Annotated in this window: 9 protein-coding genes; 6 read left to right on the forward strand and 3 right to left on the reverse strand. The window is 62.7% G+C overall.

What is annotated here, in order from left to right:
* Window positions 1-40 precede the first annotated feature (40 nt).
* On the reverse strand, window positions 41-1,228 hold the full coding sequence (locus tag QTL56_RS11650) for an acyl-CoA dehydrogenase (RefSeq protein ID WP_245137829.1): 1,188 nt from the start codon (window positions 1,226-1,228) through the stop codon (window positions 41-43).
* Between the two features lie 96 nt (window positions 1,229-1,324).
* Here QTL56_RS11650 and QTL56_RS11655 point away from each other — a divergent pair, with 96 nt between their 5' ends.
* The 5 genes from QTL56_RS11655 to QTL56_RS11675 all read left to right on the forward strand — a co-directional run bounded on the left by QTL56_RS11655 (window position 1,325) and on the right by QTL56_RS11675 (window position 10,846).
* Entirely contained in the window at window positions 1,325-2,245 is a 921-nt protein-coding gene (locus QTL56_RS11655) for a LysR family transcriptional regulator (RefSeq protein WP_245137830.1), read from the forward strand.
* 106 nt (window positions 2,246-2,351) lie between these two features.
* Window positions 2,352-7,796, forward strand: coding sequence for an alpha-2-macroglobulin family protein (locus QTL56_RS11660; protein ID WP_245137831.1), 5,445 nt, complete (start codon window positions 2,352-2,354; stop codon window positions 7,794-7,796).
* Window positions 7,796-9,883, forward strand: a complete 2,088-nt coding sequence (gene pbpC, locus QTL56_RS11665; protein ID WP_245137832.1) for a penicillin-binding protein 1C — start codon at window positions 7,796-7,798, stop codon at window positions 9,881-9,883. Before QTL56_RS11660 ends, pbpC begins: the two co-directional genes overlap by 1 nt.
* 83 nt (window positions 9,884-9,966) lie before the next feature.
* Window positions 9,967-10,368: a hypothetical protein gene (locus tag QTL56_RS11670; RefSeq protein ID WP_370660283.1), complete on the forward strand. Its 402-nt coding sequence runs from the start codon at window positions 9,967-9,969 to the stop codon at window positions 10,366-10,368.
* 61 nt (window positions 10,369-10,429) lie between these two features.
* Window positions 10,430-10,846 (forward strand): OsmC family protein, encoded by a 417-nt coding sequence (locus QTL56_RS11675; protein ID WP_245137833.1) that lies wholly within the window; start codon window positions 10,430-10,432, stop codon window positions 10,844-10,846.
* On the opposite strand, the gene QTL56_RS11680 is transcribed toward QTL56_RS11675, so the two are convergent.
* The gene (locus tag QTL56_RS11680) at window positions 10,843-11,283 is read right to left on the reverse strand and encodes a DUF1810 domain-containing protein (RefSeq protein WP_245137834.1); all 441 of its coding nucleotides are present in this window, start codon (window positions 11,281-11,283) and stop codon (window positions 10,843-10,845) included. The two genes, QTL56_RS11675 and QTL56_RS11680, sit on opposite strands and share 4 nt — an antisense overlap.
* A gap of 338 nt (window positions 11,284-11,621) precedes the next feature.
* On the opposite strand from QTL56_RS11680, the gene QTL56_RS11685 reads away from it, so the two are divergent.
* Window positions 11,622-12,725, forward strand: a complete 1,104-nt coding sequence (locus QTL56_RS11685) for a DUF475 domain-containing protein (protein WP_229576073.1) — start codon at window positions 11,622-11,624, stop codon at window positions 12,723-12,725.
* Window positions 12,726-12,794: 69 nt separating this feature from the next.
* On the opposite strand, the gene QTL56_RS11690 is transcribed toward QTL56_RS11685, so the two are convergent.
* Complete coding sequence (locus QTL56_RS11690; RefSeq protein ID WP_229576074.1) at window positions 12,795-12,974, reverse strand: hypothetical protein; 180 nt, start codon at window positions 12,972-12,974, stop codon at window positions 12,795-12,797.
* Between the last annotated feature and the right edge of the window lie 165 nt (window positions 12,975-13,139).

Consider the following 13,139-nt stretch of genomic DNA (forward strand, 5'->3'; position numbering starts at 1 on the left):
AATTTCAATGGCGCCAGACTGTGCGGCCTCTGAAGCTGGATCAGAAGAAGGCCTGGATGCCGGTCTGGGCACGTCCCAGGATGAGGGCATGCACATCATGCGTGCCTTCATAAGTGTTGACGGTCTCCAGGTTCTGCGCATGGCGCATGACGTGATACTCGATCTGAATACCGTTGCCGCCATGCATGTCCCGGGCGACGCGCGCGATATCCAGGGCCTTGCCGCAATTGTTGCGCTTGACGATGGAGATCATTTCCGGGGCGAACTGGTGTTCGTCCATCAGGCGACCCACTCGCAGGGATCCCAGCAGTCCGAGCGCGATCTCGGTCTGCATGTCGGCAAGCTTTTTCTGGAAGAGCTGGGTGCCGGCGAGCGGCTTGCCGAACTGCTTGCGGTCGAGGCCATACTGGCGGGCGCGGTGCCAGCAGTCTTCGGCAGCCCCGAGAACACCCCAGGAGATTCCGTAGCGCGCACGGTTGAGGCAGCCGAAAGGACCCTTGAGGCCCGATACGTTCGGCAGCAGCGCATCCTCGCCGACTTCGACGCCATCCATGACGATTTCGCCGGTGACCGACGCGCGCAGGGAAAGTTTGCCACCGATCTTGGGTGCGGAAAGTCCCTTCATGCCCTTTTCGAGAATGAAGCCGCGGATCTCCCCGCCATGTGCCTCGGACTTCGCCCAGACGACGAAGACATCGGCGATCGGAGAATTGGAGATCCACATCTTGGCGCCGCGCAGCCGGTAACCGCCCTCGATCTTCTCGGCGCGCGTCTTCATCCCGCCCGGATCCGAGCCGGCATCGGGTTCGGTCAGGCCGAAGCAGCCGATGAGTTCACCCGAGACGAGACCCGGCAGATACTTGTCCTTCTGCTCTTCCGAGCCATAGGCATAGATCGGATAGATGACCAGCGACGACTGCACGCTCATCATCGATCGATAGCCGCTGTCAATGCGCTCGATCTCACGGGCCACGAGGCCGTAGGAAACATAGTTGGCACCCGCAGCACCGTATTTTTCCGGCAAGGTGACGCCGAGCAGGCCAGCCTGACCCATGAGACGGAAAAGCTCCGGCTCGACCGTCTCGCCGAGATAGGCGTCTGAGACGCGTGGCGCGAGCTCCGCCCTGGCAAATGCCGCAGCGGCATCCTGGATCATCCGCTCGTCCTCGCTCAGGACCTCGGACATCAGGAAAGGATCACTCCAGGAAAAAGGTCGCATCTCGCTCATCGGTCTCATCCATTGTTTCGTTCTCTCAGATTGCTCATGACTGAGCATAATTCAAGCCATGTTTACTCATGTTGCTATTAGGTCTAATCATAGCGCATGCTCACACACCAGCGTCGCTTCCTGCCCTCTACCAGCGCCCTCGCCGCCTTTGATTCCGTGGCCAAGCTCGGCAGCTTTTCGGCCGCCGCCAATGAATTGGCCCTGACCCAGGGCGCCATCAGCCGCCAGATCGGGCTTCTCGAGGAGCAGCTTGGCGTCAGGCTCTTCGAGCGCACGAACCGCGGCGTCGAACTCACACCCATCGGCCGGACCTATGCCAAGGGTATCGGCGATGCGCTGGCGACAATCCGGACTCTCTCGCTCGAAGCCATGGCAACCCGCGACGATACGCATCTGCGTCTCGCGATCCTTCCGACCTTCGGCACCCGCTGGCTGATGCCGCGCATCCCCGATTTCCTGTCGAAGAATCCGGCCATCATCATGGACTTCGCCACCCGCATTGGCCAGTTCGACTTCGAGGGGTCGGGGCTTGATGCGGCCATCCACATCGGCGAACCAAATTGGCCCGGCACCGATTGCCAGTTTCTGATGCATGAAATCGTGGCGCCGGTCTGCAGCCCGGCCTTTCTCGCCGCCAATCCGGTCTCCCGCCCGGCCGACCTGTTGTCCAAGCCGCTTTTCGACATGGCGTCCCGCCCAAGGGCTTGGGAGCATTGGTTTTCAAGTCTGGGCATCAGTGAGGGCCGAGGCGGCGGCATGCGCTTCGAACAATTCTCCAACGTCGTCCAAGCCTGTCATGCGGGCCTCGGCATTGCCCTCGTCCCGACCTTCCTCATCGAACCGGAACTGTCGGGCGGACAGCTTGTCCGCGCCTGGGATCACGAGATCAAGAGTTCGAGCGCTTACTACCTCGTGCGCCCGCTTTCGAAGATGGCCTATGGGCCGGCCAGCACCTTCTCGACCTGGATCCTCGATCAGGCGAGAAGCTTCAGCCAGCAACGCCTCGAAAGGGATTGAGGTGCACCCAGAAATGACTCGCGGGATGTGTCGCGTGCGCATTGACAACCCCATGTCATCAGCGAAGACTAACCTTCGAAAGCCATGATCAGGCTCGGAGGGGACTATGTTCAAGAACCGCTTTTCGGCGTTGCTCACATTCGCGCTGGCGCTCGTTCCACTCTCTCCCCCGGTGTCGGCTCAGGACTTGAGAACGATCGAGCGGGTCGATGATGCCGACTATTTCGGCTTTGATCTGCGAACCGAGAAGAACGTCTCTCTCGACGAATGCGAAGCGAGCTGCATCGGCGATGCCGCCTGCCGCGCCTTTACCTTCAATCCGAAGGTGAACTGGTGTTTTCTCAAAACCGACTACGACCAGCTGAACAGTTTCCCCGGAGCCATAGCGGGCCGCATCGTCCTGCAGACGGCAGAGCCCGATATCGGCGCCCCGCCCGCCCTGACATTTGTCTCCGAGTATCTGAAGTCGGAAGCCCGCAATCAGCGGGACCGTCTCGCGATCGCCCCTGAACAGGATGGATGGGGCCGTGACGCGCTGATCGGGTCCGCCCGTGCCGCCTTCACGAGCGGCAACATTGATTTCGCAATCGTCTCGATGAAGGGCGCCCTCTCCATGGACGCCAACGACCCGGCGCTCTGGCTGGAAATGGCCCGCATGGCCAATACAGTCGCCAACAATTACGGCATGGCCAACGAAGGCGCGATGGCCGCGATCAACGGCTATCTGCTGACCCGCGGCTCAGCGTCCCGCGCCGAAGCGCTCGCCACCCTCGCGAAATCGCTGGAAAACAGCGAGAACTGGCGCCCGGCGCTTAGCGCCTACAAGGCGAGCCTCGAACTCGCGTCGAATGAAGAAGTCGGAGCGGCCCTCAAGGATCTCCGTTCCCGCCAGGGTTTCCGCGTCGTGAGCAACACGGTCGATTCCGACAGCGCCTCTCCGCGCGCCTGCGTCGAGTTCTCCGAACCGCTGGTCAAGCGTGGTGTCGACTACACCTCCTTCGTCACCCTGGACGGCAAGACACCAAAGGCACTCGAAGCGAAGAACAACCAGGTCTGCGTGGAAGGGCTGGAGCATGGCGGCCGCTATCGGCTCGCCCTCCGCGCTGGCCTGCCCTCCTCCGTCGACGAAAACTTGGAAGCGCCGGTCGAGCTCGAAGTCTATGTCCGCGACCGCAGCTCCAGCGTACGCTTCACCGGTGACAGTTTCGTCCTGCCTTCCTCCGCCCGTCAGGGCATTCCGCTCGTTTCGGTGAACGCCGATAGCGCCAACCTCGAACTCTACCGGATCGGTGACCGCAACATTGCCCCGCTCCTCGCCGCCTCGCAATTCCTCACCCAGATGGACGGCTACACTGCCGGCCGCGTGAAGGACGAGATCGGCGAACTCGTCTGGCAAGGTTCCCTCGACATCGCCAACGAGCAGAACAGGGAAGTCGTCACCAGCATTCCGCTGCAGGAAGCGCTGCCCACGCGCAAGCCCGGCATCTATGTGCTGACCGCCGTCTCGCCAACCTCCGTCACCGAGAACTGGGACAGCCGCGCGACACAATGGTTCGTCATCTCGGACATCGGCCTCTCGACCTTTGCCGGCACCGACGGTCTTCACGTCTTTGCCCGCTCGCTGGCATCGGCCAGCCCACTCGCCAACATCGAGCTGCAGTTGATTGCCAAGAACAACGAGATCCTCGCCACCGCCACGACCGATGCCGAAGGCCGCGCACGCTTCGATGCCGGTCTCGTGCGCGGCGGCGCAGCCCTGGCGCCAGCGGTGATTGCTGCCCGCAGTGGCGCCGACGACAACGTCTTCCTCGACATGACCCGGGCCGGCTTCGACCTCTCCGACCGCGGTGTCACCGGTCGTCCGGCACCGGGCCCGGTCGATATCCTGGCCTGGACCGAGCGGGGCATCTACCGTCCCGGCGAGACCGTGCATGTTGCAGCCCTCGCCCGCGACACCAATGCCGACGCCATTTCCGGACTGCCGCTGACCTTCCTGTTTTCGCGACCGGATGGCGTCGAATTCCGCCGCATGGCCGTGACCAGCGAAACGCTGGGCGGTTATTCCGTCGATCTGCCCATCCTTGCCAATGCCATGCGCGGCACCTGGACGGTGGCGATACACACCGACCCGAAGAAATCGGCGATCGCCCAGTCGACCTTCCTGGTCGACGACTTCGTGCCCGACCGGCTCGACCTGAAGCTCTCAAGCGAGGCCGAGGCGATCTCGCCGGAAGAGCCCGTGACCGTCTCCGCCGATGGCCGCTACCTCTATGGCGCGCCGGCAGCCGGACTGACGCTCGAAGGCGAAGTCGTGATCCGCCCGACAACGAGCCATCCCGACTTCCCCCGCTACAGCTTCGGCCTCGCGGACGAGGAAGGCATCGAGGATGTGCGCCTGCCGCTCGAAGGTCTGGGCGTGCTGGATGATGATGGCCTGGCCACCATCGATGTATCCCTCACGGACTTGCCCTCCACCACGCGCCTTCTCAACGCCGATGTGGCGCTGCGTCTGCGCGAAGGCGGTGGCCGTGCCGTGGAGCGCAAACTGACCATGCCCGTCACACCGGACGGTCCTGTCATCGGCATCAAAGCGGAATTCGAAGGTGATCTCGCTGAAAACTCGAACGCTGCCTTCAACCTGATCGCGCTTGGCCCCGATGGTGAGCGTCAGGCGCTGCCGGCTGCGCGCTGGAAACTGATCAAGTTGGAGCGGAACTACCAGTGGTACCGCGACGGCTCCTCCTGGCGCTACGAGCCGATCACCACGACCAAGCTGCTGGCCGACGGCATGATCGACATTGTAGCCGAAGGCACCCCACTTTCCGTCCCCGTGACGTGGGGTAGTCACCGCCTCGAGGTCGAGCAGGGCGATGCCGTCACCAGCGTCGATTTCGATGCCGGCTGGTTCGTCACTGTAGGCTCCACGGAGACACCGGACGCACTCGAAATCGGCCTCGACAAGGCCTCCTATCAGGTCGGCGACACCGCAAAGCTCAGGATCTCACCGCGCTTTGCCGGCCAGGTGATCGTCACCTCGGGCACGGATGCCCTGGTCTCAACGCAAGTTGCCGAAGTTCTCGCCACCGGCACGGAAATCGAAATCCCCGTCTCCGCGGACTTCGGTGCTGGCGTCTATGTGAGCGCGACCCTCTTCCGTCCGGGTGATGCCGAGGAGAGCCGCATGCCGGCGCGTGCGATCGGCATTGCGTGGCTTGCCGTCGATCCCGGTGCCGACAAGCTGGCCATCAAGCTTTCCCCGCCGGAAAGGACCCTGCCGCGACAGCCGCTCGAAATCCCCGTCGAAGTGGCCGGCGCGGGAGTTGGCGACGAAGCCTATGTGATGGTGGCAGCCGTCGATGTCGGCATTCTCAACCTCACCCGATATGAGACGCCGGATCCCGAAACCCATTATTTCGGCCAGCGCCGGCTGGGCCTCGAATTGCGCGACCTCTATGGACGCCTGATCGATGGCTCGCTGGGCGCCACCGGACGCTTGCGCACCGGGGGTGACGGCGGACAGGTCGCCCTTCAGGGCAACCCGCCGCGTGAAAAGCTGGTTGCTTTCTTCTCCGGCCCCGTAAAGCTCGATCCGGATGGCAAGGCCACGATCTCCTTCGACATCCCGCAATTCAACGGCACTGCGCGTGTGATGGCATGGGCATGGTCGAAGACCGGCGTCGGCCACAGTGAGGCCGACGTGATCATCCGCGATCCGGTCGTTGTCACCGCAAGCCTGCCAAAATTCCTCGCGCCCAATGACGAGAGCAACCTTCGTCTCGATATTGCCGCGACCGACGCCCCCTCCGGCACCTACACACTCGCTGTCACCGGCAATGACCCGGTCAGCATTGGCGGCGCCGAAAGCCAGCAGATCGAACTGACATCAGGGGAAACCACGACCGTCACCCTACCGCTGACAGCGAACGCACCCGGCGATGGCACAATCGACATTGCCCTGACGGGAGCAGACGGCATCGCGGTCAGCCAGTCGCTCGACCTGCCCGTGCGTCCGTCGACACTGCCGATCACAGAGCGACAGGTCATTGCGCTGGCACCGGGAAAGAGCCTGACCGTCGATGGAGACCTGCTCGCAGACAGCCTCCTGCAGGGTGCCTCGGTCAGCCTCAATGTCGCCCGCGCCGATGGCCTTGACATCCCGAGCCTGCTGATGGCGCTGGACCGCTACCCCTATGGCTGCGCCGAACAGACGACGAGCCGCGCGCTGCCGCTTCTCTATTTCGATGAGCTGGCCAAGCTGTCCGGCCTGCCGGAAGACGAGGGGATCAACAAGCGTGTGCAGGACGGCATCCTTCGGGTGCTGGCCTACCAGTCGTCGAGCGGATCCTTCGGCCTCTGGGCGCCGGGCTCCGAAAGCCTCTGGCTCGACGCCTATGTGACCGACTTCCTGACGCGCGCCCGCGAGCAGAAGTTCGACGTACCGGAAGAAGCCCTGGTCCAGGCGCTGCAGAACCTGCAGAACCGCATCGCCTATGACAATGACATCAGGACACGCGGCAACGAGATCGCCTATGCGCTCTACGTGCTTTCGCGCAGTCGCAAGGCCTCGCTGAGTGATCTGCGCTACTATGCAGATACGATGCTGCCAGACTTCCCGACACCGCTGTCGAAGGCGCATCTGGCCGCCGCACTGTCGCTTTATGGCGACAGCGAGCGCGCCAATGCCGTCTTCCTCGATGCAGCCGGCATGAGCGAACAGGCCCGTCTGACCCCGGTGAGCTTCTCCCGCTCCGACTATGGTTCGGCACTGCGGGATGCGGCCGGCGTTCTCGCCCTCGCCGCCGAAAGCCGCCCGGTGCCGCCTGTCGTGCCGATCCTCGCCAAGGTCGTCGCGGACGAATGGAAATCCAGGCAGACGCTGAGCACACAGGAGCAGACCTGGATGCTTCTCGCTGCCCGAGCGCTCCAGCAGGATGACGAGGAGCTGACACTGGAGGTGAATGGCACGGGAAAGAGGGGCGCCTATGCCGCAACGATCCCGGGTGATGCACTCCTGCAGACACCGCTGACGCTGACCAATACCGGTCTTGATCCGGTGAGCGCCGCGATCACGACCGTTGCTGCTCCTGTTCTGCCGCCAGCGGCAGGCGGCGAAGGCTTCGAGATCACCAAGACTTACTACAGCCTGACCGGCGAAGAAGCGAACATCACCGAGGTGATCCAGAACGAGCGTTACGTCGTGGTGCTGGAAGTCACAAAGGGAGATGACTGGCCGGCCCAGCTTCTTGTGAGCGATCTCTTGCCCGCGGGGTTCGAGATCGACAATCCGAGCCTGGTCGACAGCGCTGCCTTGGCGAACTTCGAATGGATCGGCCAAACCGAGACTGCCCATCTTGAGTTCCGCAGCGATCGCTTCGTCGCCGCCATCAGCCGCGGAGAAGGCGAGAACGGAACAATGACACTGGCCTATGTCGTCCGCGCCGTCACCCCCGGCACGTACGACCTGCCGGCTGCGAGTGTCGAAGACATGTATCGCCCGCAACTGTCGGCGCGCACGGCAGCCGGCGCGATGACGGTCTCCACCGCACCCTGATGGGCCGCCTCCGGCGCATCGGGATCAGCTTCGGGGCGGCTGCCGTTTTGGCAACCGCCTCTCTCTCGTTGCTCTATTGGGCCGATAGGACATACCCTCCCCCGCTTGAGGCAGCGCGGGACGTTTCGACAGAAATCCTCGATCGCGACGGCCAGCTCCTGCGTGCCTTCGCCATTCGGGAGGGCCTCTGGCGCCTCGAAACGACCGTCGCCGACGTCGACCCCAATCTGCTGCGGATGCTCATTGCCTATGAGGACCGGCGCTACGAAAGCCATTCCGGTGTGGACATGCTCGCGCTCGGACGGGCCGCCTGGCAGCTCGCCGCAAACGGTCGTATCGTCTCGGGCGCCTCGACGCTCTCGATGCAGGTCGCGCGACTGATCGAACCGCGCCGCGAACGCTCGCTGACGGCAAAGCTCGTTCAGATCGCCCGTGCGATTCAGATCGAACGGCGTTTGTCCAAGACAGAGATCCTCAACCTCTATCTCACCCACGCACCCTATGGCGGCAATCTCGAAGGCGTGCGCGCCGCAAGCCTCGCCTGGTTCGGCAAGGAGCCGAAACGGCTATCGACGGCAGAGGCAGCCCTGCTCGTGGCCTTGCCGCAATTGCCAGAACGACGCCGGCCGGATCGCTACCGCGACAATGCGCTGGAAGCACGCAAACGGGTCCTGGAACGGGTACGGGAGTCAGAGGTCGTCGACCCCGCCGAAGTCGCGCTGGCGCTCAACGCGGCGCTGCCGACCGCACGCCGGCAACTGCCAGCCCTTGCGCCGCATCTGGCGGAGGCAGCCAGGCGGAAAGCGCCCGACGTCAGGCTTCACCAGACCACCATCCTGCGCCCGGTACAGGAGAGACTTGAAAAGGTAGCATTCGAAGCCGGCCGCAAGCTCGATCCCAAGGTCTCCCTCGCCCTGCTGATGGCGGATTCCACGACCGGCGAGATCGTCGCAGAGGTGGGCGCCGCCGACTATTTCGACGCGTCGCGCTCCGGATGGATAGACATGACACGCGCCGAGCGCTCGCCGGGCTCCGCGTTGAAGCCCTTCATCTACGGCATCGCCTTCGAACAGGGTCTCGTTGCGCAGGAGACCATCGTCGAGGACCGGCCGGCCGATTTCTTCGGCTATCGCCCGAAGAACTTCGACATGCAATACCAGGGCGATGTCAGCATCCGTGAAGCGCTGCAATTGTCGCTGAACGTCCCGGCAGTCCGGCTTCTCGACGCTGTTGGCCCCTCGCGCCTGATGGTCCGACTGCGTCACGCCGGCATCAGGTTGAAGCTGCCGCCGAATGAAGCCCCGGGCCTGGCCATTGCGCTCGGCGGTGCAGGCATCACGCTGAAGGATCTCGTACAGCTCTATGCGGGCCTCGCGAACCGCGAACAACCCGTACGGCTCGGCGACGGCGTTCGCGACATGGCCGGCCTGATCGATGAACAGCCGCTCTTCGAACCGGCAGCCGCCTGGACTGTCGCCGATGCGCTGGGCGCCGTTCTTCCCCCGATGGGCAGCCCTCCCGCAGGCATCGCCTACAAGACCGGCACCAGCTACGGCTATCGCGATGCCTGGTCTGTCGGCTACGATGGCCGCTATGTGCTCGGCGTCTGGATCGGCCGTCCGGACAATGCGGCAGTCCCCGGCATTTCGGGCTACAAGACTGCGGCACCGATCCTGTTCGAGGCATTCGCCAAATCCGGCCTCGCCGGAACGGCCTTGCCCCGCGCCCCGACAGGGGCCAATCGCATCCCAGCCTCCGAACTGCCCCAGTCGCTGCGCCGCTTCTCGATCGATTCAAACGGCCTGATCTCCGTTTCAGCGCGCGAGCGTCCACCCCGGATCATCTATCCGCTCGAAGGCTCCATTCTGGAACTCGGCAAGGGACCCGATGGTGAAGCACTGCCCGTCGTCATGAAAATGCAGGCAGGCCGCGCACCCTTCCGTTGGCTGGTAGACGGCAAGCCAATGTCGGAATCCACCCGCAGGCGAACCGGCGAATGGAGGCCCTTGGGTGCAGGCCAGTCGACCCTGACGGTCATCGATGCGGAGGGAAGAGCCGCGACGGTCAACGTCTTCATCAGGAACTGAGTATCCCGCAAATCTGGCCGTGATCCAAACGAATATACCCGCCGTAGACAGTCATATAGTCTTTCAAATGGGAGATCTTCGTTATGACCAGCAGCTTCCGCGCCGGATTGATCATGTTCATGACGTTCGCCTTGTCGGCTTCCCCTGGTTTGGCCAATGAGCGCTTCACCGCCAGTGACATCAAAGGCGAAATCATCGGCAAACGCATTTACCTTGCCGTGCCCCTGGGCGGCGAGTTCCCGCTGAACTATCGCACCAACGGTCAGGTCGATGGTTCCGGTGAGGCACTCGGGCTCGGTCGGTTCGCCAAACCGAACGACAAGGGGCGTTGGTGGATCGCCGGCGACAAACTCTGTCAGCAGTTCACCAGCTGGTACAAGGGTGCGCCCATGTGCTTCGAACTCCTGCGAACCGGCGACAAGAAACTGAAATGGATCCGTGACAACGGCCAGACGGGTACGGCCCGGATCGGCAGCAGCATCTGACGCTGCTTGCACCGCATGGACCGGGTCTCTATTTTGCTTTTTCCGCAGAACGGGGACCGCAATGGCAGATCTGAGAAGCCGGCCGATCGGTGCGACGGCAACGCTGGGCAAGACGGGCTATCCTGCCATTCGATCGGCCACCGGCGGCGAACTCGACGTCGTCACAGGCCCTTCCCAGCCAGGCTTCAACCCGCTGGATCTCCTCCTCGCCTCACTTGCCGCCTGCATGAGCATGAGTGCGCGGATCGCGGCGCGCGAAATGGGGCTGCATGAGGTCGTCGAAAGGGTCACAGCGAGCGTCAGCGGAGAGAAGGCCGCAGATGAGCCACTGCGCTTTGCCGGTTTCACAGTCGAGCTGGCCATCGACGGCGCCCTGGATCACGATCAGCGCGTGGCGCTTGCACACCGGGCTGAAGCGATATGCACCGTCAGCAACACTCTGGCGGTCCGTCCGACTGTGCGTGTTGCAGCCGCCTAGTCGCCGAGCAGCCTCAGGGTGATGGCATCGGGAACACCATCGCAGAAGACATCCAGTGCCCGACGAAAAATCGCGCCTTCCTCGTTGAGAGCCACGGCCGCAAACAAGGTCATGGACGACCGAAATTTCAGATCGTCGGGATGACCGAATATCTCCACCAGGCGGCGGTCCGCATGGGCGAGAACAGCTTCCGTCGCCTCCACCAACCCTTTGCCGAGCAAGGGGTGCGCGAGGTAGGCACGTGCCTCATCTGCCGAGCGGAGCGCAAAGTGCCGCGCTGTCGCGGAATTCCCAAGGCCCTCGAGTTGCGGAAAAATGTACCACATCCAGTGGCTACGCTTTTGCCCGCTCCGCAACTCCTTGAGCGCTTGCGCATAGCCCTCTGCCTGTGCAGCGAGGAAACGCCCTAGATCCAGCTCCGGATCGCCGTCCATCATCAAGTCCTCCTTCTGGTCCGAGGCGGGGCCCCGTTGAGACGTTGCGCTGACTTTGCCCACCAGATCCACCGCGCCGCCCTCCCCGCGTTAAATCTTGACCTTTGAGCAATGTTCGTTAACAAGAACGTGAGGCGCCGTGGTTTCAGCATCACCGCGTCCAAACCTGGTGCCGGGCCCCTCTGGCGAGAGTTTACGGCGCTCTCGTGATGTCGGTACCGCCAGCAATTTGAGCCGGCGGATTCTAAAACAATGAACACTTGGATCATGCTTCATGCGAAGGCGTGCAGGGCACTTCGCATCTCGACTCTTGCCACCTCCTTTCGCCTGGAGGTCCGCTCATGAGCACTTCATCAGCAACGGGCGCAAAGTCCACCCTCGGTTATTTCCGCTGGGCCTTCATCGTCACGGTCATTGGCCTCATCCTCGGCGGCGTCCTCGGCTGGCAATCGACCGGCACCTTGGGCGGCATGGCGACTGTCTTCTTCATCTGCGCGGTTCTGGCCGTCCTCGAGATTTCGCTCTCCTTTGACAACGCGATTGTCAACGCCAACAAACTCAAGGACATGACACCGGTCTGGCAGCATCGCTTCCTGACCTGGGGCATCATCATCGCCGTATTCGGCATGCGCATCGTCTTCCCGCTGCTGATTGTGGTCATTGCCGCCCAGATCGGCCCGATCGAGGCGATCATTCTGGCAGCTCGCGAGCCGGCCGAATACGCTCGCATCATGAACGATGCGCATCTTCCGATCGCGGCCTTCGGCGGCACCTTCCTGATGATGGTTGGCCTCACCTATTTCTTCAACCATGAAAAGGATGTGCACTGGATCGAGTGGCTCGAGAAGCACATGGCACGCTCGGCCTCCATCAAGGGTATCGAGATTGCGCTCGTCTTGCTCCTGATCCTGTTGTTCTCCTACCTTCTCGACGGCGAAGAAGCGACGACCTTCGTCTATTCGGCCATTTACGGGCTCGTGACCTTCCTGGCCGTCGAAGTGCTGGGGGGCCTGCTTGACGCCTCGCAGAAGACCATGAGTGAAGCGGCCAAGGGTGGCCTCGGCGCCTTCATCTACCTTGAAGTACTCGACGCCAGCTTCTCGTTCGATGGCGTCATCGGCGCCTTCGCGCTGACGCAGAACTTGTTCATCATCGCGATCGGCCTCGGCATCGGCGCCATGTATGTGCGCTCGATGACCATCATGCTGGTGGAGAGGGGCACGCTGGCCGAGTACCGCTATCTCGAACATGGAGCATTCTACGCCATCCTGATCCTCTCCGTGATCATGTATGTCCAGACTCTCTTCCATATCCCGGAAGTGATCACCGGCCTTGGTGGCGCGGCCCTCATCGGTATCTCGCTCTGGTCCTCCATTAAATACAATCGCGAGGAACGGGCAGAGGAAGAACGTCTCGCCCACGAAGCCGTCGCCGAGAACATCTGATCACGTGCGTACGAGACACATCAGAAGGCCGGCGTTTTCGCCGGCCTTTTGCGTTGCAGTGATGGCTGCTCAATCGGGACCCACATCGGTACCGCGGGAGCCGACTTTGGGCAGCGACCCCGTTCCCGGTGTCTTCATGGGATCCTGAAGCTCCGGCTTGTCATGGGGGCCGGCGGCCGGCATGCCCTCAGCCTTGGACTTGTCTTTCTCCGCCCGGTGCTCGCGCGGCTTCTCGCTCTCTTCGCTCATGGGATATCTCCGTTCCTGGGACAGGAGAAACATGCGCCGAACCTTCATGGTTCCGGGTTCACCTTTGAGAACCCCGCTAATTTTTGAATCTGGAGAACAGTCGCTGCCTATGGCAGCAAAGCAAGAACGTCATGAGACCGCTGATGAACCCCACCCAAGTAGCTA

This window comes from Peteryoungia algae (assembly GCF_030369675.1).
Lineage (GTDB): Bacteria > Pseudomonadota > Alphaproteobacteria > Rhizobiales > Rhizobiaceae > Allorhizobium > Allorhizobium algae.